Below are 25673 nucleotides of genomic sequence, written 5' to 3'. Positions count from 1 at the left end.
GGCACTTTCTTGGGCAAGCAAGAAAGTGCCTCGGGGCGCGCTGGCGAGTCAGCGCCGGGCAGTATGCGGACCGGAGCCACCGTAAACACCAGAGGATGAACCGGGGCCAGCCACGACCAGGCAGGCGGTGGCGCGAGGCCCTGTAAACAATCGGTTTTCAAGCCGCTCTAGCTACGGGCTGCGCTGGTACGACACGTGAACGTTCGGAGCAGCCAGGCCGCACCGGACGCGTTGCCGCGGCAAGGCACCCGGGACGGGTCAGGCGGTTTCGAGGCCCTGGGCCTGGAGGTCGGCGTGGTAGGACGAGCGGACCATCGGGCCGCTGGCCACCTGCTTGAAGCCCATCTCGCGGGCACGGTCGCCGAGCTCGTCGAACTCCTCGGGGGAGAGGAAGCGCGTCACCGGCAGGTGATGGCGCGACGGCTGCAGGTACTGGCCCAGGGTCAGCATGTCGCAGCCGTGGTCGCGCAGGTCCTGCAGGACCTCCAGCAGTTCTTCACGGGTCTCGCCGAGCCCCAGCATCAGGCCCGACTTTGTCGGCACGCCAGGGTGCTGTTCCCGGAACTGCCGGAGCAGCTCCAGCGACCAGGCGTAGTCGGCGCCCGGGCGGGCCTCGCGGTACAGGCGCGGGACCGTCTCCAGGTTGTGGTTGAAGACGTCTGGCGGGGCCTGCTGCATGATTTCGAGCGCGCGATCCATGCGACCGCGAAAATCCGGTACGAGGATTTCGATTTTCATGCCCGGATTCAGGGAGCGCACCTCGCGGATGCAGTCGACAAAGTGCCCGGCACCCCCGTCGCGCAGGTCGTCGCGGTCCACCGAGGTGATCACGACGTACTTGAGGCCAAGCGCCTGGATGGTCTCGGCCAGGTGACGGGGCTCGTCCGCATCCAGGGCCTCGGGGCGGCCGTGGGCGACGTCGCAGAACGGGCAGCGGCGGGTGCAGATGTCGCCCATGATCATGAAGGTGGCGGTGCCGTGGGCGAAGCATTCGCCGAGGTTCGGGCAGCTCGCCTCCTCGCAGACGGTGTGCAGTTTCTGCTCGCGCAGGATGCCCTTGATGCGCTGTACCTCGGGCCGTGCCTGGCTTTGCGCGCGGATCCACTTGGGCTTGCGCTGGGGCTTCTCGGTGGGATGGATCTTGACCGGGATGCGCGCGACCTTGTCGGCGGCGCGCTGTTTTTCACCGGGCTGGGGGCGGATTCGAGTGTCCATGGACCTTCCCTGAATTTCGTGGCGGCCGGGTTGTGCGGCCGGTGTGGGGCGATCGGGCGTGCTCAGGCAACCTCGCGGATCAGCGCCTCGACTTCCTGCCTAGCCGTCTCGCTGGCGGGCAGGTTGCCGTCCTCGTCCAGGATAAAGCCGAGGCGTTCCACTGCCCGCAGGTCGGTGAGCGGGATGCGGTCGGAGAGCAGGTCGTCTTCGGCATCCCGCGGGCATGCGGCGCGGGCGATTCGCACGATGTCGGTCAGGGCGTGAGCCTCCGGATTCTCCGGGCCGCCGGAATCGCGAATGGCCTCTATGATATCGGATGCCAGGTCCCATTGCTGGGCAACCAGTTCGCCGATCAGGCCTTCCAGCCGGAACAGTACGCGTTCCACTTCCCCGGGTGTTCGGTCCGGATGGGTGCGGGCGACCTCGGCGATGACCGGCAAGGCCCCGACTCGGTGCAGGAGGCCGGCGAGCAACGCACTCTGCGGATCGGCGGCCTCGCACTGGTCGGCCAGCACGCAACTGACCGCGGCAATGCGTGCGGAGCGCCGCCACAGGCGTTCCAGCAGTTCATGGTAGGGGTTGTCGCGATGGATGAAGACCTGGTGCATCGCCAGGGCCATCACCAACTGGCGGGTGCGTTCCAGTCCAAGCCGGGCGACGGCATCCTGAAGGCGCGAGACGACACGGCGGCTGCCCATGGCCGGGCTGTTCGCCACACTCAGCAGGCGGCCGGCCACGCTCGGATCTTCCTCGATGATGCGGGTGGCCTCGGCGATGGAGACATCCGGGTCCTTGAGGGCCCGCTGCAGGTGCAGGGCAACCTCGGGGAGCTGGGGCAGGGCCAGTTCCCCGGAGTAGGCATGGGTGTAGATGCTGCTGAACAGTTCGCCCTCGAGATCGGATAGCTCGATCTCGCTGACCTCGACGCTGTCCTGGCCGCCGCCGTCGATCAGGGTTTCATAGACCTTGCGATCAAGCATGGCGAGGGTCGAGCGAGTCGCGGCGATGGCATGGCTGTGGTAGTCGTGCGCATCGAACAGGGGGTTCAGCGCTTCGCTGCTGTCGCCTTTCAACATGACCGAATTGCGCCCGCTGGCCAGGATCATGCGGCCTTCCAGCAGGAAGATCATGCTGCGGAATTCGTCGCGTGCATGCAGCTTGAAGCCCGGATCCACCGTCATGGTCCGGGCGTGCTGCAGTAGCTTGTCGCGGGCCCGGTCGCTCAGCTCGGCAAACGGGTGCAGTTGGGGGAGGCGTTGCTCGATCACCGCGGTTCAGACGTTGAACATGGCGCGGAGTTCTGCCAGATCCTCGGCGCGCTCTTCCAGGAACGTGATCGGCTCGCCGGGTGGGGGCGGGGTGATCCCGAGGACCTCGAAGGCCGCGACATCGGTGGCCTCGGGGACGGCCTCGCCTTCGGCGCGGCGGGTGGCCCATTCCGCGACCAGGGCGATGCTGGCGTAGTCCGGTTCGCTGGCGCGATAGCCCCAGTCTCCGGCGTGTTCAGCGACCGTTACCAGGTCGCCGCCCAGATCCCAGTAGTTGATTACCAGGACGCCGGCGAGATTGCTCAGGCGCCGCACCAGCGATTGCACGCGCTCGCGGTCGGGGTGGTCCTCGCGCAGTTCCACGAACTGGATGATCGGGACCGCGCCGATCCCGGCGACCAGCCCGGCCAGCAGTGCCCGCTCGCGGTCCAGCTGCTTCAGCGAGTCCGCGATCAGGTAGCTGTAGGCCGATTGCAGGGCGCCGTGTTTCCAGCTGGACTCCATCGCGTCGCGGGTCGAGGCGTGCTTGGCCTTGAAGGCCTGACGCAGGGCCATGTTCATCGCCAGCATGCGGGTGTTGCGAAAGCCCAGGCGGTTGACCGCGTCGCGCACGGACTGGATCTGCTTGGCGGCGCGAAACAGCGGGCTGTTGGTGGCGTGCAGCAGCGCACCGGCGATCGTCCCGTCGCGCTGGATGACCTCGGTGAGCTTGTCCAGGTCGGCATCCGGATCGTTGGTCAGTTCCTGAATGCGCAGCGCGATCTCCGGCATGGTCGGCAATTCCAGCCGATTGCTGGTGATCAGGTCGTAGAGCTCGCCGAAGAAGGCACCCTCGGTGTCGTCCAGGTCGGTGTCGTGCACTACGAGCGAGGCACTGTGGGCCTTCTTCAGCGCCGCTGTGGGGATCTCCAGCAACTGACAGGTCTTCTCGGTAATGAGGAAGTCCTGCTGCCCGATGTTCTGGTCGAACATCTGCAGGGGGCTGTCGGGATCGGTCGACTCCAGGGTGATGCGGGCCGGATTGCCGCCGCTGACGCGGACCAGCTGGCCGCGTACCAGGAACAGGTAGCGATCCTCGACCTCCTGCGGGCGCAGGCGCCGCCCGGCGTCCAGTTCCCGGGCCAGGCAGGCCGAGGCCAGTTCGCTGCGGGCTTGCTCCGACAGGCTTGAGGTCAGGTCCAGGTCCTGAAGCAGGGCATCAATGCTGGTGCTATCCATGGGGCGGTTCCCGATCCGTGCTGTGCCAATCCGTTCCCGCGCTGCAGCGCCGCGTGGCGGGCCGCGGGGCGTACCCGCTGCGCGGGTTACTCGACTGGTGCCAGTGTAGCATCCGATCCGGAGGCGGGAAGCGCTGACGCCGCCCCACGGCAGGCGAAGCGCGGTCGGTCGGCGGCGTCGATCAGGTCATGGGCTTGCAGAAAGCCCCGCGCATCGGCGGCGTCCTCGCGGAACCAGGCGGCGGTATTTCCCAGGCGGAAGCTGTAGCCCCAGGCGTCCATGTCCCGCATCAGCCGGTCGCGGCCGACGCCGGGGATCTCGTCGGCCAGCAGGATCTGCAGATAACATACGCCGCACTCCTCCAGGTCGTCGCCGCCCGCATTGGTATGCAGGGCGGCGCGCCGTCCTGCGTCCATGCAGATGACATGTCCGGCCTCATGCAGGGCCGAGTGGATGGGGGTGTCGGGACGCACATGCACGTCATGGCCGACGATCCCGGCCTCGGGTTCGCCCCACCAGCTGCCGGGCAGCGGCGCCTGGGCCGGGTGCGCGACCAGGCGCAGGCCGTAGCGGGCGAACAGGGTCACGAGCGCGTCCTGCAGGGCCGGGTCGCCACAGGTCTGGATCGCGGGGTTGTTCATGTGTAGGAGTCGTCGGGCAGGGCCGTGGTGCGCTTGCGGCTGCGCCGTGGGCATTCCTCGGGGTGCTCGCGGCACCAGGCGTCGACCCGCTCGGTGAGGTCGTCCTGAAAGCACAGCAAATAGAACCGCGCCTGCTCGCGGTTGGCGATGGCGGGCCGCCCCAGGGTGTCCACCACGCCGGTGCGCAACGCCGCGATGATCGCGTTGGCGGCCTTCTTCTGCGGCCAGGCGGTAATCTGCTCCCAGGCCTCGGGAGTGAAATACAGGCGCAGGAGGTCGGGGCGGGTGGTCAGCAGCATGCGCGTGACGTTGCGCAGGGTGGTCTCGGCCTCGCCCCAGTCGTGTACCAGGCCGCCCTCCAGCAGGCGTTCGATCTCCTCGCGACCCTTGGGCGACAGCATCGGCACGCGCGCTGAACGCCTCAGGCGCTCGGGGCATCCTCGGGGGTGAAGGCGCGGATGGACAGGGCGTGGAGTTCGCCGGAGTCGATCTGCTCGCGTACGGTGGCGTAGACGGTCTGATGTTTCTTGACCGCGTTCATGCCAGCAAACTGTGGGCTGACGACCAGGGCCTCGAACTTGCCCTCGCCTCCGGTAACCTCGACCTTCTCGGCCGACGGCAGGCCGGCGCGAATGAGTTCGGCCACTTGATTGGCATCCATGATGAGTCCCCTGATTGGTGCGTATTGGTCAGCCGCGGATGATAGCCGGGCGATGGGCCCGACAGAAGTTCCCCCACGCGGGGAACTCGTTCCCGCGGCACGGGTTCGTAGGAAAACACCTGCATGGATTGTCGGGCTGGTTTGGGTTGTTCCGGGTTGGCTGCGCTAGCATCAGGTCACTAACGTTCGGCCCGCCGGGCCATGGAGGCAATCGCAATGATCTTCAAGCAACTGTTCGAGGACGAGTCGTCCACCTATACCTATCTTCTGAGCTGCCCGGATACCGGTAAGACCGCATTGATCGACCCGGTCATCGAAACCGTCGACCGCGACATGCGCGTGTTGCAGGAGATGGGCCTGAGCCTCGATTACGTCATCGAGACCCATATCCACGCCGACCACATCACCGGCGCCCGGATGCTGCGCGAAAAGACCGGCTGCAAGCTGGGCGGGCCGGCGATGGACGAACTGCCGTGTCGCGATTTCGGCCTGCGCGAGGGCGAGCCCTTCCAGGTGGGCAACCTGGTGGTCAACCCGCTCTATACCCCGGGACACACGGATGCGCACCACGCCTACCTGATGGATCACGTGGGCCTGAAAATGCTGTTCTCCGGCGACGCCCTGCTGATCGAGGCCTGTGGCCGCACCGACTTCCAGTCGGGGGATGCCAAGACGCTCTATCACTCGATTCACGAAAAGTTCTTCACCCTGCCGGACGAGACCCTGGTGTATCCCGCGCACGATTACGAAGAGCGCCAGATCACCACCATCGGCCAGGAGAAGATGCGCAACCCGCGCCTGGGCAAAGGCAAGCCGGAGGCGGAGTTCGTGAAGATCATGGACGAGATGGACCTGCCGTACCCGAAGAAGATCGACTGGGCCCTGCCGGGCAACGAGGGTTGCGGGATCTGCCCCGACAACCTGCCGGACGAGAAGAGGCGCCTCTGCGAGACCGATCAGCAGGGCTAGTTCGACCCCTTCCGGTGGCCCCGCCAGGAGCTACCGGTTCCGAATGTTCATCCGGTGGGCGGTTTTTACCGCCTGCCGGACCCCGTACACTCCCGCGATGACCGAACACACACCCGTTGACGTGCCGGGTCCGCTGGACCGCCTGCGGGCGATCATGGCGCGGCTGCGTGATCCCGAATCCGGCTGTGCCTGGGACCGGGCGCAGACGGCCGGGACTATCGTCCCGTTCACCCTGGAAGAGGCCTATGAACTGGCCGACGTGATCGCGCGCGATCAGGGCGAGGCCGCGGATACCCGCGAGTTGCGCGACGAGCTGGGGGACCTGCTGTTCCAGGTCGTGTTCCAGGCGCGCATCGCCGAGGAGGCCGGGCGCTTCGATCTGGATGATGTAGCGCGCGCGATCGGCGACAAGCTGGTGCGCCGGCATCCGCACGTGTTTGCCGATGTCGAGCATGCCTCGGATGCGGAGCGCGAGGCGGCCTGGGAGGAGGACAAGGCCCGGGAGCGTGCCGATCGTGCCCAGACCAGCGCCATGGACGACATCCCGCTGGCTCTGCCGGCCCTGTCGCGGGCGGTGAAGAGCCAGCGCCGCGCCGCCCGGCTCGGTTTTGACTGGGACGATCCGGCGCCGGTGGTCGCCAAGATCCACGAGGAGCTGGCCGAGGTGCAGGAGGCCGTGGATCAGGGCGAGGCCGAGGCGCGCATCGCCGAGGAGGTCGGCGACGTGCTGTTTGCCGTCAGTAACTGGGCGCGCCACCTGGGTGTGGATCCGGAGGGGGCGCTGCGCGGAAGTACGCGCAAGTTCGAGGCCCGCTTCCGGCATATGGAGGCCCTGGCCGCCGCGTGCGGCGAGACCCTGGGGGCGCTGGACTTCGCGGCCCAGGAGACCCTTTATCAGGAGGCGCGGCGCCGCGAGCGCCAGCCTTACGACGAATCCGAGACCAAGGACCCGAGATGAGCGACGCCGTCGAACTGCCCGACCATTTCCTGCCGGCCCGGATCGAGTCGATCGAGCAGGTTACCCCGTTGATCAAGGTGTTCACCCTGGCCGCGGACCCGCAGCGCTTTACCAGCAAGGCCGGCCAGTGGCTGGATCTGGTGATCCCGCAACCCGAGGGCAAGCCCTTCGTCGGTGGTTATTCGGTCGTGTCCGCGCCGCGCGCGGATGGCCGCTTGCAACTGGCCATCAAGTACGCTGACCACCACCACGCGACGCATCACCTGCACGCGGTCGCGCAGGAAGGCGACACCGTGTACATCACGCCGGGACAGGGCAGTTTCTTCTTCGAGCCCGGCATGGCAAGGAATGTCGTGCTGCTGGGGGCCGGCATCGGCGTGACGCCGCTGTTCGGCATCCTGCGCGCGATTCATGCCGACATGCCCGAGGTCTATGCGCATCTGGTGTACAGCGTGGCGCACCAGGACGAGGTGCTGTTCCCGCAGGAGCTGGAGGCGATGGCCAAGGCGCCGAATATCGACGTCAGCCTGACCGTGACCCGCGAGGCCGAGGACTGGCTGGGCCACACCGGACGTATCAGCCATCGGCTGCTGGAGTCGCTCGATCTGCCGCGCGATGCGCTGTTTTACTTCTGTGGCTCGCGCGAGTTCATCGAGGACATGGCCACCCTGCTGGCGGAATGGGGCATCCCCGAGGCGCAGCTGAAATACGAGAAGTGGTGGTAATGGCGGTCGCTCGGTGCTTTTCGCAGCCCGCGTCATTGCGAGGAGCCGCAGGCGACGAAGCAACCTCCTGAAGCTTGCAGAGTGGTGGTCAGCCTGTCGCGATCCAGTGGTTCCGCACGGAGGTTGCTTCGTCGCCTGCCGCTCCTTGCAATGAGGGGGGAAAGGCAGACGCGGTGCTCGAACCCAGAAGGATTACGGCCGGCGGGTGTCGCCCGGGCGCAGGGCGTTTTCGGGGGCGAGGATGGTCGGCTGGCCGTCCAGGGCCGGGTCGGTGTCCGGGTAGTCGCGGATGAAGTGCAGCCCGCGGCTTTCCTTGCGCGACAGGGCACTCTTCACGATGATCTCGGCGACCATGGCCAGGTTGCGCAGTTCCAGCAGGTCCGGGGAGATGCGGAAGTGGCTGTAATACTCGTGAATCTCTTCCTGCAGGATGCGGATGCGCCGCTCGGCGCGGTGCAGGCGTTCGCGTGCGCGCACGATCCCGACGTAGTCCCACATCAGCCGGCGCAGCTCGTCCCAGTCGTGGGCGACCACCACCTCCTCCTGTGACTCGGTCACTCGGGACTCGTCCCAGGCCGGCGGCACGGGGAGATTCTCGGGGGCGGGCAAATCGGTCTGCGACAGGATGTGGTCGGCCGCGGCACGGGCATACACCAGGCACTCCAGGAGCGAGTTGCTGGCCATACGGTTCGCGCCGTGAAGACCTGTGTAGGAGGCCTCGCCGGCGGCGTACAGCCCCGGCAGGTCGGTCTGGCCGAAGTGGTTCACCATCACGCCGCCGCAGGTGTAGTGCGCGGCCGGCACCACCGGCAGCGGCTCGCGGGTCATGTCGAAGCCGAATTCCAGGCAGCGCTCGTGAATGGTGGGGAAGTGCTCGCGGATGAACTCGGCCGGCTTGTGGCTGATGTCGAGGTTCACGTGGTCGATGCCGAGGCGCTTCATCTCGTGGTCGACGGCGCGGGCGACGATGTCGCGCGGGGCCAGTTCGGCGCGCTCGTCGAAGCGCGGCATGAAGCGTTCGCCGTTTGGCAGGAGCAGGACACCACCCTCGCCGCGGACCGCCTCGGAGATCAGGAACGACTTGGCCCGCGGATGGAACAGGCAGGTCGGGTGGAACTGCATGAACTCCATGTTGGCGATGCGGCACCCGGCGCGCCAGGCCATCGCGATGCCGTCGCCGGTGGAGCCGTCCGGATTGGAGCTATAGAGGTAGACCTTGCTGGCGCCGCCGGTTGCAAGGATCACGGTCGGGGCGAGGATGGTCTCCACCTCACGGGTCTTGGCGTCCTGCACGTAGGCGCCAACCACGCGGCGGGTGCCGTCCACTGGTTGGGTGATCAGGTCCACGGCCACGTGGCGTTCGAACACCTCGATGCTGCCCTGGCCCGAGGCGCTGCGCACCAGGGCCTCTTCGATGGCTCGCCCGGTGGCATCGGCGGCGTGCGCGACGCGCCGGGCGCTGTGCCCGCCCTCGCGGGTCAGGTGCAGCCGGCTGCGGCCCTCGAGCGGCTCGCGGGTGAACGGCACGCCGAGGTTGAGTAGCCAGTGGATCGCCTCGGGGCCCGCCGCCACGGTGCGGCGCACGGCGTCCGGGTCACACAGGCCCGCGCCCGCGTCCAGGGTGTCCTGAATGTGGGCATCGAAGGAGTCGGTGCGGTCGAGGACTGCCGAGATTCCGCCTTGGGCATAGCGGGTAGAACCCTCGTCCACCGGGCCCTTGCTGATCACGGTGACGCGACGGTGCGGGGCCAGATGCAGGGCTGCGGAGAGCCCCGCCGCGCCGCTTCCAATCACGAGGACGTCCGCCAGGCGCGGTTGTTGTACTGTCCCCATGGGTCAGGTAACGTGCTGCGCTTGTTGCCAGAGCGAATTGTGGCCCTTGCGCAACAGTGTTGTGCGCAAAGCGAACTTAATGCGAGTCAGGCGGTCCATGCAACATAGAATACCGGAGACTGGCGTGTTGGCGGGAGTCCCCGCATGAGCGAGAAGGCTTCCGACGAGGCCCTGGTCAAGCGAGTTCAGAAGGGCGACAAGGCGGCCTTCGACGTCCTGGTGCTGAAGTACCAGCACAAGATCGTCAACCTGGTTGGGCGTTATGTCCATGACCATGCAGCGGCCCTGGACGTGTCTCAGGAGGCCTTTATTAAGGCCTACAAGGGGCTGGCGAACTTTCGCGGCGAGAGTGCGTTCTATACGTGGCTCTACCGCATCGCCATCAATACGGCCAAGAATCACCTTGTCTCCCAGGGACGGCGGCGGCCCGAGGCCGAAATCGATGCGCAGGACGCGGAACAGATGGGCGGTGACTCCGCCCTGAAGGACAGTGCAACCCCGGAGGGGGAGCTGTTGTCCGAAGAGATTGAAGGGGCGGTGCGTCGCACCATCGAGGAACTGCCCGACGACCTTCGGATGGCCATCACACTGCGCGAGATCGAGGGACTGAGTTACGAGGAAATCGCGCAGACGATGGGATGCCCGATCGGCACGGTCCGGTCGCGTATCTTTCGGGCCCGCGAGGCCATCGACCGGACCTTGCGTCCTTTGTTAGACAACAACTGAACGAGTAGCGACATGACAGAGCAAGTCTCAAAGAATGAACGTCTTTCGGCCCTGGTGGACGGAGAAACGGATGACTTCGAGACGCGTCGCCTGATGGATGAACTGGTCAAGTCCGAAGAGGACCGCGGTCAGTGGGAACGCTATCACCTGATCGGCGATAGTCTGCGCGGCGGGATGCGCCGCACGGCCCCCGCGAACTTCATGGACGGTGTCCATGCGGCCCTGGCCGACGAGGCGCCGCTGTCGGCTGCCCACAAGCCGGCGCAGCCGCGCTGGCTGAAGCCGGTTGCGGGCACTGGTGTGGCCGCCGCGGTCGCGATGGTGACCCTTGTCGGGATGCAGATGCTGGGGCCCGACACGGGCACGCAGGAGGCCGCTCCGGTCGCCAGCGAGACCCGTACCCCGGCACAGGTCGCCGATGGCGTGCAGCGGGCCAGTACCTCCGACGTCGAGGCCCCGGCCGCCGGACGCGAGTCGCTGGACCCACGCTTTGCCCGCTACCTCGAAAATCACGCGGAACTGACCGGGCCGGGTTCTACCGCCCTGGGCCGGGTTCGTTACTCGGTGAGTGACGAGTAACGCGTGATGCGCCGCGGCCTACCGTTCGTCCTGGTTGCCGCCACTGCACTTTGCTGTGTTCCGTTGCCGGTTCTGGCCGGGGATCAATCCCCGGCAGACTGGCTGCAGCGGATGACCAGTAGCCTGCATTCGGAGAGTTACCAGGGAACTTTCGTGCTCCAGCGGGATGACCGACTGGACGCCATTCGTGTGGTGCACGCCGCCGAGAACGGTGGCTACCGCGAGCGCCTGGAAACCCTGACCGGAAGCCACCGCGAGATCCTGCGGTCGGTCGACCGTCTGAGCGCGTTGAAGGGAGCCCGGGCCGCAGCCGGCGAAGGTGGTGGAGGGGCCCCGCACTGGCCGGCCGGAGCGCCAGTCTTCCTGCTCGAACATCACGATCACTACGCCCTGGAAGACATGGGCGTGGACCGTGTCGCCGGACTCGAGTGCCGCATGATCCTAGCGCGTGCCCGCGATATGCTGCGTTACAGCCATCGCTACTGCCTGCACACCGCGACCGCGCTCCCCTTGCTCAGCGAACTGTACGACGGTCACGGGGCGCTGCTTGAGCGCCTGGCCTTTACCGATCTTGAGCATCTTGACGAGGTCGCGGAAACCGCCCTCGAGGCGACCCGCGAGGACGCCGAGCATGTCGAGGTGCGAGCCGACCATGGGCACAAGAAGCCCGACTGGGACGAGCAGACCGGCATGGACGGCTGGAGCTTTGCCAAACTGCCGGATGGCTTTTCCGCGATTGCCGCGTCCGAACGCCGTGTCGGAGACGACCAGGCCAGCCTGCGTCATTTCGTGTTGAGCGACGGTCTGGCCTCGGTCTCGGTCTATATCGAGAAGGCCAGCGGCGAGCAGATGTTCGAGGGCACGACACGTGCCGGGGCCACGCACGGGGCCGCGCGTTCGATCGCGGGGCACCAGGTCACTGCGGTGGGCGATGTCCCGCAGGCGACGGTGCGGGGCGTGCTGGACGCCGTGGTGCATCACCCCGGCAATTGAATCGCCACATGGGCTCGCAAGCATGAGTGAATGGATCCGCGAACAGGGAACCGTGCTCTCGGTGGAGGGCTACGCGGCGCGTGTGCGTATCGAGCGTCGTTCGACCTGCGGCAGTTGTTCGGCCCGGACGGGCTGCGGCAGCGGCGTCCTGTCCGAGGTGCTGGGCCGCAAGGCAGTGGAGGTGTCCATCGGCCATCCCGGCTCGCTGCAGCCGGGAGATACCGTGACCCTGGGTATTCGCGATCAGGCGCTGGTTTCGGGGGCCCTGGCGATGTACCTGTTGCCGCTCGCCGGCCTGGTGGCGGCGCCGGCACTGCTGATGCTGGTCGTGCCCGGACTCGGGGAGGGCTTTCATTTGCTGGCCGGGGCCCTGGGGTTCGCGGGCGGGCTGCTCGGCGTGCGCGCCTGGCTGCGCCGGCGCGCCCCGGATCTGGCGCCGGTGCTGCTGGAGCGCCATCCGGCCACGGGAACCCACCGCGCTGCGGCACCCATGGCTGCGCCCCGGCCCTGAATCTTCGCGCCGGTCGTCGGGAACTTGTGGCCGGGCCGGCTTTCTAGAGCCATGAACCTACGACTTCCCAATGCGGGCTGGATGATGATGAAACCGATGCAATGGGCACTGGTGGCCCTGACCTTTCTCGCCCTGTCGCTGCCGGCCTCGGCGCGCATGCTGCCGGACTTCGTGCCGCTGGCGGAGGAACACAGCCCGGCGGTGGTGAATATCGCGACCACCCGCGAGCGCGAGAACCCGCATCGCAGTCAGATGCCGGACTTCGAGGGCTCGCCCTTCGAGGACCTGTTCGAGCGCTTCTTTGGCGGCCCGGGTGGCGAGGGCCCGCGCGGGCCTGAGCGCTTCGAGCGCAACTCGCTGGGTTCCGGGTTTATCTATACCGAAGATGGCTACATCATCACCGCCAACCATGTGGTGGAGGGCGCCTCGGAGGTTGTCGTGCACCTGTCCGACCGGCGCGTGTTCGACGCCGAGATCGTTGGCAAGGACCCGCAGAGTGATGTGGCCCTGCTCAAGATTGACGCCGAGAACCTGCCCACCCTGAAACTGGGCTCCTCGTCCGATCTGAAGGTTGGCGAATGGGTGCTGGCGATCGGTTCACCGTTCGGCTTCGACCACTCGGTGACCGCCGGCATCGTCAGTGCCAAGGGGCGCAGCCTCCCGAGCGAGAATTACGTGCCGTTCATTCAGACCGATGTGGCCATCAACCCGGGCAACTCCGGCGGGCCGCTGCTGAACCTGGATGGCGAGGTGATTGGCGTCAACGCGCAGATCTACAGCCGGACCGGCGGTTTCATGGGGCTGTCCTTTGCCGTACCGATCGAGATGGTGGGCGACGTGGTACAGCAGTTGCGCGAGCACGGCGAGGTGACGCGTGGCTGGCTGGGTGTGCTGATCCAGGAAGTGACCCGCGAGCTGGCCGACTCCTTCGGCATGGACAAGCCGGCCGGGGCGCTGGTCTCGCGCGTGCAGCCGGACAGTCCGGCGCAGAAGGCCGGCTTTGAAACCGGGGACGTGATCCTGTCGTTCAACGGCATCGAGGTGCCGAACTCGTCCGCGCTGCCGCCGATTGTCGGGCGCACGCCGGTGGGCGCCGAGGCCGAGGTCGAGGTGCGCCGTGGTGACGAGACTCGCACCATCATCGTCGAGATCGAGCGTCTGCCGGAGGATATCTCCGCCCAGCGCGGGGGGCCGCAGCGTGAGGCCCCGGAGCGGACCGAGCCGCAAAGCCTGTTGGGGATGGTCCTGGAGCCGCTGGATGCCGAGCGTGCCGCAGAGCTGGACGTCGATGGCGGCCTGGTGGTCCGGGACGTCACCGACAATCCGGCGCGCTCGGCCGGGGTGCGCTCCGGCGACGTGATCGTCCAGTTTGGCGGCCATGCGGTCGACTCGGTGGAGACCCTGGAGAAGCGGATCGAAGAGGTGGGTGAGCGGCGCACGGTGCCGGTACTGGTGTACCGTGGTGGCAATCCGACCTATATCGCCCTGCGCGTTCCGCGGGACTGAAACCGCCTCGTGCTGCGCTCGCGCGGGTCCAACGGCGCGGGTGCTGCGGGGCAGCAATGGAGAACGGGAGGGCTGCCGGCGGGTTCGGCAGCCCTCCCAATCGTTTCTGGATGACCGAACTGACCCTTTATCATCGCGAGAGCTGCGGTCTCTGCCATGACATGCTGGCCGAGATCATGGCCCTCAAAAGCCGTTATACTTTCGCGCTTACGGTCGTCGACATCGACGAGCACCCGGACCTGCAGGCGCGTTTCAACGTCAAGGTCCCGGTGCTCGCGGTCGACGACGACATTCTCTGCTGCCATTTCCTCGACCGAAAGGCACTGCTGGACCTACTGGCCCCTGCATGACCGAAACCCGCCTTACCCGCAATTTCTCCATCATCGCGCACATCGACCATGGCAAGTCCACGCTGGCGGACCGCCTGATCCAGGGTTGCAACGGCCTGACCGAGCGCGAGATGTCGGAGCAGGTGCTGGACTCGATGGATCTGGAGCGCGAGCGCGGAATCACCATCAAGGCGCAGAGCGTGTCGCTGTTCTATGACGCCCAGGATGGTCAGCGCTACCAGCTGAACCTCATCGACACCCCGGGGCACGTGGATTTCTCCTACGAGGTGTCGCGCTCGCTGTTCGCCTGCGAGGGTGCACTGCTGGTGGTCGATGCGTCGCAGGGGGTGGAGGCGCAAAGCGTCGCGAACTGCTACACCGCGCTCGACCAGGGCCTGGAGGTCGTGCCGGTCCTGAACAAGATCGACCTGCCGGCCGCCGAGCCGGATCGGGTGGCGGCCGAGATCGAGGATGTGATCGGTATCGAGGCCACCGACGCCCTGCGAGTCTCCGCGAAGACCGGCGAGGGGATGGCCGAACTGCTGGAAGAGATCGTGCGTCGTATCCCGCCGCCGGAGGGCGATTCCGAGGCTGCACCCAAGGCGCTGGTGATCGACTCCTGGTACGACAACTACCTGGGCGTGGTCGCGCTGGTGCGGGTGAAGGCCGGGCGCTTCCGCGCCGGGCAGAAGATCAAGGCGATGTCGGTCGGGCGTGCCCACGAGGTCAGCCGGGTGGGGGTGTTCACGCCCAAGCCGGTGGATCGCACGACCCTGGAGGTTGGCGATGTCGGCTATCTGATCGCGACCATCAAGGACATCTCCGGGGCCAAGGTCGGGGATACCTTCACGGACTTCAACAACCCGGCCTCCGAACCCGTTCCGGGCTTCCAGGAGGTTCAGCCGCGGGTGTTTGCCGGGCTGTTCCCGGTCAGTGCAGAGGACTTCAACGACCTGCGCGATGCCCTGGACAAGTTGCGCCTGAACGATGCCGCGCTGTCCTTCGAGCCGGAGACCTCACAGGCGCTGGGCTTCGGCTTTCGCTGCGGCTTCCTCGGCATGCTGCACATGGAGATTGTGCAGGAGCGCCTGGAGCGTGAATACGACCTCGACCTGATCACCACCGCGCCCACCGTGGTCTACGAGGTGGAAAGAAGCGACGGCGAGGTGGTCATGGTGCACAACCCCTCGGAGCTGCCCCCGAACAACGAGATCGGCGAGATCCGCGAGCCGATCATCGAGGCCAATATCCTGGTCCCGCAGGAGTATGTCGGCGCGGTGATCACGCTGTGCGTGGAAAAGCGTGGGTCGCAGACCAAGATGCAGTACCTGGGGCGCCAGGTGCAGCTGGCCTACGAGTTGCCGATGTCCGAGGTGATGCTGGACTTCTTCGATCGGTTGAAGTCCGCGACCCGTGGCTATGCGTCGTTCGACTATCAGCCGCTGCGGTTCGAGGCGGCGCCGCTGGTACGTGTGGATATCCTGATCAACGGCGACCGGGTGGATGCGCTGTCGGCAATCGTGCATCGCGACCACGCCGAGTCGCGCGGGCGCCAGATTATCGAACGCATGGCGAAGATCATCCCGCGTCAGATGTACGAGGTGGCGATCCAGGCGGCGATCGGGTCGAAGATCATCGCGCGCTCCACGGTCAAGGCGATGCGCAAGAACGTGCTGGCCAAGTGCTACGGCGGGGATGTCTCGCGCAAGCGCAAGCTGCTGGAAAAGCAGAAGGCCGGCAAGAAACGCATGAAGTCGATCGGCCGGGTGGATGTCCCGCAGGAAGCCTTCCTCGCGGTGCTGTCGGTAGACGACGACAAGAAGTAACAACCAGGCCTGCGGCCCGGACGGGTCGCAGGGCGATCCCCGGCGGACCGGGAACAGAGGACACGGCATGGCAAATCTCGAACTGATCCTGGTGCTGGCAACCGCCGTGACCGGCCTGATCTGGCTGGGCTGGGTGATCCTGCGGCGGCGTCGGAGCCCCGAGCGCCAGCGCGAAATGCCCTGGTTCGTCGACTACTCGCGCTCGTTCTTCCCGGTCCTGCTGATCGTGCTGATCCTGCGTTCGTTCGTGGCCGAGCCCTTTCGCATCCCCTCGGGTTCGATGATGCCCACCCTGCTGGTGGGCGACTTCATCATGGTCAGCAAGTTTTCCTACGGCATTCGTCTGCCGGTGACGCGCACCAAGATTCTCGACACCGGGGAACCGGAGCGGGGCGAGGTGGTGGTGTTCAAGTACCCGCGCAACCCGGCCGAGGACTACATCAAGCGTGTGATCGGCCTGCCGGGCGACACCATCGCGTTCCGCGACCGCGTCCTGTACGTGAATGGGGAGCCGCAGTCGGCCGAGCGCGTCGGTACCTTCGAAGGCGAGGGCTCGGGGCAGGTGATGTCGGGTGCCTCGATCTTCGAGGAGACCCTGGACGGGCGCACCTATAACACCCTGATGCGCGAGCAGCAGGCCAGCCTGGATGGATCGGTCACCGTGCCCGACGGGCACTACTTCATGGTCGGTGACAACCGCGATAATTCCAACGACAGCCGGTCCTGGGGTTTTGTCGCCGAGGAGCATCTGGTTGGGCGTGCGCTCTTCATCTGGCTGCATTGGGATTACAATGAAGGCCATCGGGACTTTTCCCGGATCGGCCAGGCGATTCGCTAGTAGCCCCGCGGGGGCGGGCAAACAGGGACGGGGTTTTCATGCAACATTCCAGACACTCGATGCAGGGCGCGGGCGCGATCACCATTCTCGCGCTGATCTTCCTGGCGCTGCTGGTCGGTACCTTCGTGATCAAGATGGGCACGCAGTACACCCAGTTCCTCACCGTGCGCTCGATCATGCAGGACGTCGCCACCCAGGTCGGCGCGGCAGAGAAGAGCGAACGCGAACTGTGGCGCGAGATCAACCGCCGCTTCCAGATCAATTCCGTATACGACGGGATCGGCGAGGAGGACTTCAGCGTGACCGAGAATGGCGCCAGCCGCCAGCTGCATCTGCAGTACGAGGTGCGCCGCGAATTCCTCGGCAATGTGGACGTGGTGGCGCGCTTCTCGAACAGCGAGACGCTGGCCCCCTGATGGGGTCGGCGTCGGTTCCTTGCATGCTTTGTCGGGTGGGTTCGTGAGCCGGGATTTTCGCAGTCTGCTGCCCGCGTCCGTGCGCGACGGCGACGGGATTGACCAGGCGTTGACCCACCGCAGCGCCGGCGGGCGCAATAATGAGCGCCTGGAGTTCCTGGGTGACGCCGTCCTTGGGCTGGTGATCGCCGACGCCCTGTACGAGAAGCTCCCGGACGCCCCGGAAGGGGATCTCACCCGCCTGCGTGCGGCCCTGGTCAATCGCGAGTCGCTGGCGGATCTGGCTCGGGAGACCGGCCTCGAGGGCACGCTGAACCTGGGGCAGGGCGAACGCAAGAGTGGCGGCCAGCGCCGCGACTCCATCCTGGCCGATGCGGTGGAGGCCCTGATCGGGGTGACCTACCGCGAGGCCGGGATGGAGGCCGCGCGCGACTTTACCCTGGCGCTGTATGTCGAGCGCCTGAACGATCTCCCGTCGGCCGAATCGCTGAAGGACCCCAAGACCCGGCTGCAGGAACAACTGCAGGGCCGCAATGCGGATCTGCCGGTCTACGAGGTGCTGGAGGTGGTCGGCCCCGATCACAAGCGCCAGTTCACCGTGGCGGTCCACCTGCCCACCCAGGGCTGGGGCCAACGTGGCCAGGGCTCCTCGCGCCGTCGCGCCGAACAGGCCGCGGCCGAGGCGGCCCTGAAACGCCTGCAACAGGTACAGGAACAATGAGTGAAACCGTAGTCCCCGAACCCGCCACCACGCACTGCGGACTGGTCGCGCTGATTGGCCGACCGAACGTGGGCAAGACCACGCTGATGAACCGCCTGGTTGGGGAGAAGCTGGCGGCGACGACCCGCCGGCCGCATACCACGCGCAATCGCATCCTCGGCATCGTGACCGAGGGGCAGGACCAGGTCGTACTGATGGATACCCCGGGGATCGATACCGAGCGTACCCAGCTGGTGAACCGGGTCCTCAATCGCACGGCCAGCCAGGCGCTGGCGGATGCCGATCTGGTCTGCTTCATCGTCGAGGCTGGAGAGTTCGGCCCCGGCGACGAGCGCATCGAGGAGACCATCCGTCATTCCGGGCGTCCGGCACTCCTGGTGATCAACAAGGTGGACCAGTGTCGGGAGAAGGAAGAACTCCTGCCGTTCATCGAGGCCCGCGCCGCGGCCTTCGGCTATGTCGGCGTGGTACCGCTTTCGGCGAAGACCGGATCCAACCTGGACGGTCTGATCGCGGAGATTCGGGCGCATATCCCGGAGGGGCCGTTCCTGTACGACCCGGATCAGCTCTCGGATCGCCCGCAGCGCTTCCGTGCCGAAGAGATGATCCGCGAGTCCATGCTGGAGCATCTCGGGCAGGAAGTCCCGTACTCGGTGGCGGTACGCGTGGAGGAATGGGCGGACGAGCCGCGCACCACTCACATCGATGCCGTGATCCTGGTCGAGCGCGACAGCCAGAAGGGCATCGTGATCGGCAAGGGCGGGCAGCGACTCAAGCGTATCGGCCAGGCCGCGCGCGTCCAGTTGGAGGCGCTGCTGGAGCGCAAGGTGATGCTGCGCCTGACCGTGCGTGTCGAGGCCGACTGGACCCGCAACCCGCGCGCCCTGCGTGACCTCGGGATCGAAGAATCGCGGTGAGCGCGACCGCCGGGCTCACCCAGGGGGTGGTCCTGCACGCCCGCCCGCTACGCGAGAACAGCCGGGTGCTCGACCTGCTCACCGCCGAGGCCGGGCGCCTGTCGGCAGTGGTGCGCGGCAAGGCCGGATCGGTGCAGCCCTTCGTGCTGCTGGATCTCGCCTGGCGTGGGCGCGGCGAGCTGCCGACGCTGAATGTGGCCGAGCAGCAGCGGGTCTTCCCGCTGACCGGGCGGGCCCTGGTCTGCGGGCTGTACCTGAACGAACTGATCCTGCGCCTGTACCCACGCGACGCACCGATCCCGGAGGCCCTCCCGGCGCTGTTATCCGCTTATGCCCGGCTGGCCGCCCGCGAGCGCGCCGATACGGTCCTGCGCCGCGCGGAATGGGCCCTGCTCGCACCACTCGATTCCGGGCTCGAACACGTGGACCCGGCCGAGCTGGACCCCGATGCCTGGTACCGCTACGACCCGGAGGCGGGGGTCGAGCGTGTGGCCGCCGGTCGCAGCGAGGCGATCCCCGGTGTCGCGCTGCAGGCGCTGGCCAGCGCCTGCGACGTGCCGGATAATCAGGCCCGCGTCAGCCGCGACTTCATGCGGCGGCTGATCGACACCCATCTGGCCGGGCGGCCGCTGCGGACCCGGGGTCTGCTGTAGTGGCCCGGACCGCAGCCATACAAGGGCATCGCATCATGTCGCATCCTGCTCCGCTGAAGCTCGGGGTCAATCTCGACCATATCGCCACCATCCGCCAGGCGCGGCATACGCCGTACCCGGACCTGATGCAGGCCGTGCGCCTGGCCGAGGCCAGCGGGGCGGATTCGATCACCCTGCATCTGCGCGAGGACCGGCGCCACATTCAGGATGACGACGTGTTCGGGATGAAGCCGCGGCTGAAGGTCCCGATGAACCTGGAGATGGCAGCCACCGAGGGGATGCAGGCGATCGCCCTGAAGCTGCTCCCGGAGGCGTGCTGCATCGTGCCGGAAAAGCGCGAGGAGTTGACCACCGAGGGCGGCCTGGATGCCGTGGGCCAGCTGGAGCGGCTGCGCGAGTTTGTCGCGCCGCTGACCGCCGCCGGGATCGAGGTCTCGCTGTTCGTGGAGCCGGATGCGCGCCAGCTGGAGGCCGCCGTGGCCATCGGCGCCCCGGTGGTGGAGCTGCACACCGGCGCCTATGCGAATGCCCGCGATGTCGCCGAGCGCGAGCGGCTGCTGGACGGGATCAACGAGGCCGCTGCGGCCGGCCGGGCCATGGGGCTGGTCATCAACGCGGGGCACGGACTGGACTATGACAACGTGCGGCCGATTGCTGCCAACCCGGTGTTTCACGAGCTGAACATTGGGCATTCGATCGTGGCCCGGGCCCTGTTCACCGGCCTGCCCGAGGCGGTCAGCCATATGCGCGGTCTGATGGATGCCGCGCGCCAGGGTCTGCCGCCCGGTCAGTACCCGGTTTGAGCGCCGGATGATCCTGGGCATCGGCACCGATCTGGTGCAGGTCGCGCGCATGCAGGGCATGTGGGAGCGCCACGGTGCGCGCCTGGCGGAACGTATCCTGCACCCGCTGGAGCGCGCGGACCTGCCGCCCGAACACCCGGCCGGTTTTCTCGCCCGGCGCTTCGCCGCCAAGGAGGCCCTGTCCAAGGCGCTCGGCTGCGGCATCGGGGCGGATATGGCACTGGCCGAGGCCGGCGTGACCCATGATGCCCGTGGTCGGCCGGAGTTCGTGCTGGAGGGGCGTGCCCGCGCCACGGCCGAGCGTCTGGGCGCCGGGACCATCCATCTCAGCATCAGCGACGAGCGCGATTACGCCCAGGCGTTTGTCGTGATTGAGGCCGAGCCGGCCGGTATGCGCACCGAGTAACCCCCATTTCCCTCCGGACGTGGTTGCCCGCCCGGAGGCGCCTCCCTAGAATGTGACCCCTTATGCCCGCCGGTCTCCATGGATTCCGCGTCGGGCGCAGCCCTGAGCGAGCGACGGAGTCCACTCCATGCCCTGGAACGAACCGGGAAACAACAACCGCGACCCCTGGAGTGGGGGTGGTGGCGGCCAGCGCGGTAGCGGTGGCGGCGGAGGCGGTAACCAGCCGCCCGATCTCGAAGAAATGATGCGCAAGCTGTCGCGTCAGCTGAACGGCATCTTCGGCGGGGGCGGCAGTGGCGGCTCCGGCGGTTCCGGAAGCGGCGGCATGGGCCGCGGCACGCAGGCCCTGGTCAGCCTCGGCCTGATCATTGCCGTGGTTGTCTGGCTGGCCTCCGGATTCCATATCATCTCGGAAGGCGAGCGCGGCGTCGTGCTGCGTTTCGGCGAATTCCAGCAAGTGAAGAATCCGGGGCCGGGCTGGCACCTGCCGTACCCGATCGAGCGCGTCGAGATCGAGAATGTCGACAACGTGCGTACGCTCTCCCACCGTGCGCTGATCGTGACCGGTGACGAGAACATCATTGATGTCGACATCGCGGTGCAGTACCGCGTCCTCGATCTGGTCGACTACCTGTTCAACGTGCGCGACCCCGACACCACCGTGAACCAGGTGATGGAGTCGGCGATCCGCGAGCGTATCGGCAAGAACAACCTGGACTTCATTCTCGGCGAGGGGCGTGGCGAGATCGCATCCTCCTCGCGAGTGGTGATGCAGGAAAACCTCGATTCCTATGGCGCGGGCATTATCGTGACGGCCGTGTCCATGCAGCAGGCGCAGCCGCCGGAGCCGGTGCAGGAGGCCTTTGCCGACGCGATTCGTGCCCGCGAGGACGAGGTGCGTTTCCGCAACGAGGCCGAGGCCTACGCCAACGGTGTGATTCCGCGGGCACGCGGTCAGGCCGCCCGTATCATCGAGGAGGCCGAGGGTTACCGGGACCAGGTGATCGCGCGCGCCGAGGGTGACGCCTCGCGCTTCGATCAGTTGCTGGCCGAATACCAGCAGGCGCCGGACGTAACCCGCGACCGCCTGTACCTCGAGGCCGTCGAGGCCGTGCTGCAGGATTCCCGCAAGGTCATGCTGGATGTTGGCAGCAGTAACAACCTGATGATGCTGCCGCTGGATCAACTGTTCCAGGGGCAGCGCTCCACCACTAATTCCGGTGACACGCCAACACCGCGGCCGCTGGATACCAGCCGCAGCACGTTCGGCAACAGTGGCACGGGCACGAACCGACTGGGCGATCGCAGCCCGGCCGCCCAGCGTTCGCGGGAGGTTCGCTAATGTTACGCATCGTCGGTATTGCCGTAGTCGTGCTCGGGATCGTGGTCGCGCTGTCGACCTACACCGTCGATGAGCGTGACCGCGTGATCAAGTTCGCCCTCGGGGAGATCCGGGAGGTCGACCCGGCCCCTGGGCTGCACTTCAAGTTCCCGCTGATCCAGAACGTCGAGAAGTTCGACGCCCGGATCATGACGCTGAATATCCCGCCGGACCGGTTCCTGACCTCCGAGGCGAAGAACATCATTGTCGACTTCTACGCCAAGTGGCGGATCGACGATGTCGGTCAGTTCTACCGTGCCACCCGTGGTGACGAGCGTCTGGCCGAAGAGCGCCTGGCCCAGATCCTGCGCGACGGGATGCGTAACGAGTTTGCACGCTTCGAGTTGCAGGACGTGGTCGCTGGCGAACGCCTGACGATCATGGGTGCGGTGCGCCAGACTGCGTTGGAGACCGCGCAGGAGCTGGGGATCGACCTGGTTGATGTCCGCATCCGCCGCATGGACCTGCCGGAAGAGGTGTCCGAGTCGGTATACGAGCGCATGCGCGCCGAGCGTCAGCGGGTCGCCCAGGACTTCCGCGCCCGCGGTCAGGAAGAGGCCGAGCGCATCCGCTCGCGCGCCGACCGTGAACGCACGGTCATCCTGGCGAACGCCTATCGTGACTCGGAAGAAATCCGCGGTGCCGGTGATGCGATCGCCACCGAGACCCTCGGGCGGTCGTTTGGCGAGGATCAGGAGTTCTTCCGCTTCTATCGAAGCCTGATCGCCTACCGCAATAGCATGAGTGGCGAGAACAGCACCTTCATCCTGGAACCGAACTCCGAGTTCTTCCAGTTCTTCAACGCCCCCGGTGGCGAACGCCCGGCGCCGTTGCCGACCCGGTAAAGGCGGGGCGGAGGCGGTCCGCCGTGGCCGCCTCGAAGGTGGCCGTTTGCAACGGGCCCGGAAGATTCCGGGCCCGATTTTTGCCGGGCCGCCACTCGGGCGTGGCGGATCACAGCACAAGAGCAGGGACGAGATGACCGATATCAACCGCTGGTTGCTGCCGGACGGGCTGGAGGAGGCCCTTCCGGATGCTGCGCGCCGTCTGGAGGACCTCCGCCGGCGCGTGCTGGACCAGTTCGACACCTGGGGCTATGACCTGGTGATGCCGCCGCTCGCGGAGTATCTGGAGTCCCTGTTGACGGGTGCCGGGCACGCACTGGATTTGCAGACCTTCAAGCTGACGGATCAGCTCACTGGCCGCATGATGGGCGTGCGCGCCGACCTGACCCCGCAAGTGGCGCGGATCGATGCTCACCGTCTGCGTGTCCAGGGCCCGAATCGGCTTTGTTACGTGGGCAGTGCGCTGCGTACCCGGGCAGATGAATGGTCGGGTTCACGCAGTCCGCTCCAGGCCGGGGCCGAGCTGTTTGGTCATGACGGGATCGATAGTGATCTCGAGATTATCCGCTTGATGCTGGCGACCCTGGCTGCCTGCGGAGTGGAGCGTCCTAGCATGGATCTCGGCCACGTCGGGATCTATCGTGCCCTGGCGCAGGATGCGGGTCTGGATGCGAGCCAGGAGCAGGAATTTTTCGATCAACTCCAGCGCAAGAGCGTGCCCGAGATCGAACAGACCCTCGCGGCCTGGCAGGCCGGCGGCATGGATCCGGCGGCCTGTGCGCGGCTGCGCTCCCTGGTGGATCTGAATGGCGATGCCACGGTACTCGACGCTGCCCGTCGCGCCCTGGCCGGTGCACCCGCCGAGGTGGCGGTGGCGCTGGATCACCTGCAGGCAGTGGTCGCACGGCTTAAGGCGAGCGAGCCGGGCCTGGACCTGCACCTGGACCTGGCCGAGCTGCGCGGCTATGCCTATCACACCGGTCTGGTGTTCGCGGCCTTCGTGCCCGGGTCCGGCCAGGCGATCGCGCGCGGTGGCCGTTATAACGAGATCGGTCGCGTCTTCGGCCGCGCACGGGCGGCCACCGGTTTCAGTACCGATTTGCGCGCCTTCGTGCGCCGCGAGGCCGGGGCGCCGATGACGCCTCGTCAGACGGTGCTGGCACCGGCCACCGGCGATGTGGCGCTGGAAGCGGCCATTGCGGATCTCCGTGCCCGCGGCGTGCGCGTAGTGCGCGAGCTGGAAGGCCAGGACAACGAGGTACCCGGGGGCGCGCGGCTCGAGCAGCGCGCCGGGGAATGGACAGTAGTGGAGCATTGATGGCGATGGGACGTTTTGTAGTCGTACTGGGCAGCCAGTGGGGTGACGAGGGCAAGGGCAAGATTGTCGATCGTCTGACCGAGGATGCCGCGGCCGTCGTGCGCTTCCAGGGCGGACACAATGCCGGGCATACCCTGGTGATCGATGGCGAGAAGACCGTGCTCCACCTGATCCCGTCGGGCATCCTGCGGGAGGGCGTGGAATGCATGATCGGTAATGGCGTGGTGCTCTCGCCCGAGGCTCTGATCACCGAGATGGAAGAACTGGAGGCCAAGGGTGTGCCGGTGGCGGACCGTCTGCGCCTGTCGGATGCCTGCCAGCTGATCCTCCCCTACCATGTAGCCCTCGACCTGGCGCGCGAAAAGGCCCGTGGCAAGGCCGCGATCGGGACCACCGGGCGCGGCATTGGTCCTGCCTACGAGGACAAGGTTGCGCGCCGGGGCCTGCGCCTGGACGACCTGTTCCACCGCGAACGCCTGGCGGCCAAGCTGGGCGAGGTGATGGACTATCACAACTTCGCGCTGAAGCATTACTTCAAGGCCCCGACCATCGACCAACAAGAGGTCTTGGAGCAGTGCCTGGCGCACGCCGAGCGCCTGCAGCCGATGGTCACCGACGTGGCGGGCCGCCTGCACAAGCTGCGCGAGCAGGGCAAGGACGTCATGTTCGAGGGGGCCCAGGGCACGCTGCTGGACATCGACCACGGCACCTATCCGTTCGTGACCTCGTCGAATACCACCGCGGGTGGTGCGTCCACCGGGTCGGGTGTGGGGCCGCGCGACCTCGACTACGTGCTGGGGATCACCAAGGCCTACACGACCCGGGTGGGCGCCGGACCGTTCCCGACCGAGCTGTTCGACAACATGGGTGAACACCTGGCGCGGCAGGGCAATGAGTTCGGTTCCACCACGGGGCGCGCACGGCGCTGCGGCTGGTTCGATGCCGTCGCGCTGAAGCGGGCCGTCAAGGTGAACAGCATCAGCGGATTGTGCATGACCAAGCTGGATGTGCTGGATGGCCTGGAGAACGTGCAGATCTGCGTGGGCTACAACTGCGATGGCGAGACCCGCGAGGCGCCGCCGTCCGGCGCCGAGGCCTATGCGGCCTGCACGCCGATCTACGAGGAGATGCCGGGGTGGACGGAATCCACGGTCGGGATCCGCGAGTATGACCAGTTGCCGGCTAATGCCCGCGCCTATCTGGAGCGTCTGAGCGAGGTGGTCGGGGTGCCGGTCGACATGGTCTCCACGGGGCCCGATCGTGACGAGACCCTGGTGTTGCGCGACCCGTTCGACAGCTGACTGCGTGTCTCCCTGGGCACGTCGGGGCGCGCACCACCGTGCGGGCTCCGGCGAGCCGAGTGGCGGAGCAGGTGGGATTCGCCACGCAAAAAAGCCGCCACCCTCACGGGTGTCGC

General features: G+C 66.8%; 28 protein-coding genes. 21 read left to right on the top strand and 7 right to left on the bottom strand.

All coding sequences use genetic code 11. From position 1 onward, the window contains the following. Positions 1-258 precede the first annotated feature (258 nt). From lipA to TVD_RS10995, 6 genes are all read right to left on the bottom strand, one after another. Complete coding sequence (gene lipA, locus TVD_RS11020) at positions 259-1215, bottom strand: lipoyl synthase (protein ID WP_018168129.1); 957 nt, start codon at positions 1213-1215, stop codon at positions 259-261. 62 nt (positions 1216-1277) lie between these two features. Then, positions 1278-2483 carry an HDOD domain-containing protein gene (locus tag TVD_RS11015; protein WP_047251607.1) on the bottom strand — a complete coding sequence of 402 codons (1206 nt, stop codon included), beginning with the start codon at positions 2481-2483 and terminating at the stop codon, positions 1278-1280. Between the two features lie 6 nt (positions 2484-2489). Next, positions 2490-3701, bottom strand: a complete 1212-nt coding sequence (locus TVD_RS11010; RefSeq protein WP_018938403.1) for an HDOD domain-containing protein — start codon at positions 3699-3701, stop codon at positions 2490-2492. Between the two features lie 86 nt (positions 3702-3787). Continuing rightward, on the bottom strand, positions 3788-4342 hold the full coding sequence (locus tag TVD_RS11005) for a hypothetical protein (protein WP_047251606.1): 555 nt from the start codon (positions 4340-4342) through the stop codon (positions 3788-3790). Then, positions 4339-4743, bottom strand: a complete 405-nt coding sequence (locus TVD_RS11000) for a hypothetical protein (RefSeq protein ID WP_047251605.1) — start codon at positions 4741-4743, stop codon at positions 4339-4341. Before TVD_RS11000 ends, TVD_RS11005 begins: the two co-directional genes overlap by 4 nt. A 20-nt stretch (positions 4744-4763) precedes the next feature. Then, positions 4764-5003 (bottom strand): BolA family protein, encoded by a 240-nt coding sequence (locus TVD_RS10995; RefSeq protein ID WP_018168134.1) that lies wholly within the window; start codon positions 5001-5003, stop codon positions 4764-4766. Positions 5004-5219: 216 nt separating this feature from the next. On the opposite strand from TVD_RS10995, the gene TVD_RS10990 reads away from it, so the two are divergent. From TVD_RS10990 to TVD_RS10980, 3 genes are read left to right on the top strand one after another with little or no spacing between them, the layout of a single operon-like run. Next, positions 5220-5972 carry an MBL fold metallo-hydrolase gene (locus tag TVD_RS10990; RefSeq protein ID WP_018649727.1) on the top strand — a complete coding sequence of 251 codons (753 nt, stop codon included), beginning with the start codon at positions 5220-5222 and terminating at the stop codon, positions 5970-5972. A 43-nt stretch (positions 5973-6015) separates the two neighbouring features. Next, positions 6016-6930 (top strand): nucleoside triphosphate pyrophosphohydrolase, encoded by a 915-nt coding sequence (gene mazG / locus TVD_RS10985; protein WP_018168136.1) that lies wholly within the window; start codon positions 6016-6018, stop codon positions 6928-6930. Continuing rightward, entirely contained in the window at positions 6927-7655 is a 729-nt protein-coding gene (locus tag TVD_RS10980) for a ferredoxin--NADP reductase (protein ID WP_018144072.1), read from the top strand. The genes mazG and TVD_RS10980 overlap by 4 nt, the downstream gene beginning before the upstream one ends. A gap of 192 nt (positions 7656-7847) precedes the next feature. Here the strand turns inward: TVD_RS10980 and nadB are convergent, their stop codons facing one another. Continuing rightward, complete coding sequence (nadB, locus tag TVD_RS10975) at positions 7848-9488, bottom strand: L-aspartate oxidase (RefSeq protein ID WP_018168137.1); 1641 nt, start codon at positions 9486-9488, stop codon at positions 7848-7850. Positions 9489-9632: 144 nt separating this feature from the next. Here nadB and rpoE point away from each other — a divergent pair, with 144 nt between their 5' ends. The 18 genes from rpoE (at position 9633) to TVD_RS10885 (ending at position 25557) form a co-directional block, all read left to right on the top strand. Continuing rightward, positions 9633-10214 (top strand): RNA polymerase sigma factor RpoE, encoded by a 582-nt coding sequence (gene rpoE, locus TVD_RS10970; RefSeq protein WP_018168138.1) that lies wholly within the window; start codon positions 9633-9635, stop codon positions 10212-10214. Between the two features lie 12 nt (positions 10215-10226). Next, the gene (locus TVD_RS10965) at positions 10227-10793 is read left to right on the top strand and encodes a sigma-E factor negative regulatory protein (protein WP_018144069.1); all 567 of its coding nucleotides are present in this window, start codon (positions 10227-10229) and stop codon (positions 10791-10793) included. 6 nt (positions 10794-10799) lie between these two features. Next, positions 10800-11786 (top strand): MucB/RseB C-terminal domain-containing protein, encoded by a 987-nt coding sequence (locus TVD_RS10960; protein WP_026305876.1) that lies wholly within the window; start codon positions 10800-10802, stop codon positions 11784-11786. Between the two features lie 22 nt (positions 11787-11808). After that, positions 11809-12297: a SoxR reducing system RseC family protein gene (locus tag TVD_RS10955; protein WP_018144067.1), complete on the top strand. Its 489-nt coding sequence runs from the start codon at positions 11809-11811 to the stop codon at positions 12295-12297. 81 nt (positions 12298-12378) lie between these two features. Continuing rightward, on the top strand, positions 12379-13803 hold the full coding sequence (locus TVD_RS10950; RefSeq protein ID WP_018144066.1) for a DegQ family serine endoprotease: 1425 nt from the start codon (positions 12379-12381) through the stop codon (positions 13801-13803). 110 nt (positions 13804-13913) lie between these two features. Beyond that, positions 13914-14153: a glutaredoxin family protein gene (locus TVD_RS10945; protein WP_018168141.1), complete on the top strand. Its 240-nt coding sequence runs from the start codon at positions 13914-13916 to the stop codon at positions 14151-14153. Further along, on the top strand, positions 14150-15958 hold the full coding sequence (gene lepA / locus TVD_RS10940) for a translation elongation factor 4 (RefSeq protein ID WP_047251604.1): 1809 nt from the start codon (positions 14150-14152) through the stop codon (positions 15956-15958). The genes TVD_RS10945 and lepA overlap by 4 nt, the downstream gene beginning before the upstream one ends. A gap of 67 nt (positions 15959-16025) precedes the next feature. Then, complete coding sequence (gene lepB / locus TVD_RS10935) at positions 16026-16796, top strand: signal peptidase I (protein WP_018144063.1); 771 nt, start codon at positions 16026-16028, stop codon at positions 16794-16796. Between the two features lie 59 nt (positions 16797-16855). Then, positions 16856-17212, top strand: a complete 357-nt coding sequence (locus TVD_RS10930) for a DUF4845 domain-containing protein (protein WP_047251603.1) — start codon at positions 16856-16858, stop codon at positions 17210-17212. A gap of 43 nt (positions 17213-17255) precedes the next feature. After that, on the top strand, positions 17256-17933 hold the full coding sequence (gene rnc, locus TVD_RS10925) for a ribonuclease III (RefSeq protein WP_047251970.1): 678 nt from the start codon (positions 17256-17258) through the stop codon (positions 17931-17933). Next, a complete protein-coding gene (gene era / locus TVD_RS10920) occupies positions 17930-18850 on the top strand; it encodes a GTPase Era (protein ID WP_018168143.1) in 921 nt (306 codons plus the stop codon). The genes rnc and era overlap by 4 nt, the downstream gene beginning before the upstream one ends. Further along, a complete protein-coding gene (recO, locus tag TVD_RS10915) occupies positions 18847-19503 on the top strand; it encodes a DNA repair protein RecO (RefSeq protein WP_018168144.1) in 657 nt (218 codons plus the stop codon). Before era ends, recO begins: the two co-directional genes overlap by 4 nt. Before the next feature lie 35 nt (positions 19504-19538). Continuing rightward, positions 19539-20306, top strand: a complete 768-nt coding sequence (locus tag TVD_RS10910) for a pyridoxine 5'-phosphate synthase (protein WP_047251602.1) — start codon at positions 19539-19541, stop codon at positions 20304-20306. 7 nt (positions 20307-20313) lie between these two features. After that, entirely contained in the window at positions 20314-20712 is a 399-nt protein-coding gene (acpS, locus tag TVD_RS10905; protein WP_047251601.1) for a holo-ACP synthase, read from the top strand. Between the two features lie 127 nt (positions 20713-20839). Then, positions 20840-22054, top strand: a complete 1215-nt coding sequence (gene hflK / locus TVD_RS10900) for an FtsH protease activity modulator HflK (protein ID WP_018144056.1) — start codon at positions 20840-20842, stop codon at positions 22052-22054. Further along, the gene (gene hflC, locus TVD_RS10895) at positions 22054-22938 is read left to right on the top strand and encodes a protease modulator HflC (RefSeq protein ID WP_018938413.1); all 885 of its coding nucleotides are present in this window, start codon (positions 22054-22056) and stop codon (positions 22936-22938) included. Before hflK ends, hflC begins: the two co-directional genes overlap by 1 nt. A gap of 133 nt (positions 22939-23071) precedes the next feature. After that, positions 23072-24256, top strand: a complete 1185-nt coding sequence (locus TVD_RS10890; protein ID WP_047251600.1) for an ATP phosphoribosyltransferase regulatory subunit — start codon at positions 23072-23074, stop codon at positions 24254-24256. Then, entirely contained in the window at positions 24256-25557 is a 1302-nt protein-coding gene (locus TVD_RS10885) for an adenylosuccinate synthase (protein WP_018144053.1), read from the top strand. Before TVD_RS10890 ends, TVD_RS10885 begins: the two co-directional genes overlap by 1 nt. Positions 25558-25673 lie beyond the last annotated feature (116 nt).

The sequence above is a fragment of the Thioalkalivibrio versutus genome, assembly GCF_001020955.1.
Taxonomy (GTDB): Bacteria; Pseudomonadota; Gammaproteobacteria; order Ectothiorhodospirales; family Ectothiorhodospiraceae; genus Thioalkalivibrio; species Thioalkalivibrio versutus.
The sequence above is the reverse complement of the archived record's forward strand: the minus strand, read 5'-3'. Positions and strand labels throughout refer to the sequence as shown.

Bases quoted from the DNA above. Each gene is read 5' to 3' on its own strand.
- TVD_RS10885 (WP_018144053.1), top strand. From the start codon at position 24,256: ATGGCGATGGGACGTTTTGTAGTCGTACTGGGCAGCCAGTGGGGTGAC.
- TVD_RS10990 (WP_018649727.1), top strand. From the start codon at position 5,220: ATGATCTTCAAGCAACTGTTCGAGGACGAGTCGTCCACCTATACCTAT.
- era (WP_018168143.1), top strand. From the start codon at position 17,930: ATGAGTGAAACCGTAGTCCCCGAACCCGCCACCACGCACTGCGGACTG.
- TVD_RS10950 (WP_018144066.1), top strand. From the start codon at position 12,379: ATGATGATGAAACCGATGCAATGGGCACTGGTGGCCCTGACCTTTCTC.
- TVD_RS10955 (WP_018144067.1), top strand. From the start codon at position 11,809: ATGAGTGAATGGATCCGCGAACAGGGAACCGTGCTCTCGGTGGAGGGC.
- nadB (WP_018168137.1), bottom strand. From the start codon at position 9,488: ATGGGGACAGTACAACAACCGCGCCTGGCGGACGTCCTCGTGATTGGA.
- acpS (WP_047251601.1), top strand. From the start codon at position 20,314: ATGATCCTGGGCATCGGCACCGATCTGGTGCAGGTCGCGCGCATGCAG.
- lepA (WP_047251604.1), top strand. From the start codon at position 14,150: ATGACCGAAACCCGCCTTACCCGCAATTTCTCCATCATCGCGCACATC.
- TVD_RS11005 (WP_047251606.1), bottom strand. From the start codon at position 4,342: ATGAACAACCCCGCGATCCAGACCTGTGGCGACCCGGCCCTGCAGGAC.
- TVD_RS10910 (WP_047251602.1), top strand. From the start codon at position 19,539: ATGTCGCATCCTGCTCCGCTGAAGCTCGGGGTCAATCTCGACCATATC.
- lepB (WP_018144063.1), top strand. From the start codon at position 16,026: ATGGCAAATCTCGAACTGATCCTGGTGCTGGCAACCGCCGTGACCGGC.
- TVD_RS11000 (WP_047251605.1), bottom strand. From the start codon at position 4,743: ATGCTGTCGCCCAAGGGTCGCGAGGAGATCGAACGCCTGCTGGAGGGC.
- mazG (WP_018168136.1), top strand. From the start codon at position 6,016: ATGTTCATCCGGTGGGCGGTTTTTACCGCCTGCCGGACCCCGTACACT.
- hflC (WP_018938413.1), top strand. From the start codon at position 22,054: ATGTTACGCATCGTCGGTATTGCCGTAGTCGTGCTCGGGATCGTGGTC.
- TVD_RS10960 (WP_026305876.1), top strand. From the start codon at position 10,800: ATGCGCCGCGGCCTACCGTTCGTCCTGGTTGCCGCCACTGCACTTTGC.
- TVD_RS10930 (WP_047251603.1), top strand. From the start codon at position 16,856: ATGCAGGGCGCGGGCGCGATCACCATTCTCGCGCTGATCTTCCTGGCG.
- TVD_RS10890 (WP_047251600.1), top strand. From the start codon at position 23,072: ATGACCGATATCAACCGCTGGTTGCTGCCGGACGGGCTGGAGGAGGCC.
- TVD_RS10945 (WP_018168141.1), top strand. From the start codon at position 13,914: ATGACCGAACTGACCCTTTATCATCGCGAGAGCTGCGGTCTCTGCCAT.
- rpoE (WP_018168138.1), top strand. From the start codon at position 9,633: ATGAGCGAGAAGGCTTCCGACGAGGCCCTGGTCAAGCGAGTTCAGAAG.
- TVD_RS11010 (WP_018938403.1), bottom strand. From the start codon at position 3,701: ATGGATAGCACCAGCATTGATGCCCTGCTTCAGGACCTGGACCTGACC.
- TVD_RS10980 (WP_018144072.1), top strand. From the start codon at position 6,927: ATGAGCGACGCCGTCGAACTGCCCGACCATTTCCTGCCGGCCCGGATC.
- TVD_RS10965 (WP_018144069.1), top strand. From the start codon at position 10,227: ATGACAGAGCAAGTCTCAAAGAATGAACGTCTTTCGGCCCTGGTGGAC.
- lipA (WP_018168129.1), bottom strand. From the start codon at position 1,215: ATGGACACTCGAATCCGCCCCCAGCCCGGTGAAAAACAGCGCGCCGCC.
- hflK (WP_018144056.1), top strand. From the start codon at position 20,840: ATGCCCTGGAACGAACCGGGAAACAACAACCGCGACCCCTGGAGTGGG.
- TVD_RS10995 (WP_018168134.1), bottom strand. From the start codon at position 5,003: ATGGATGCCAATCAAGTGGCCGAACTCATTCGCGCCGGCCTGCCGTCG.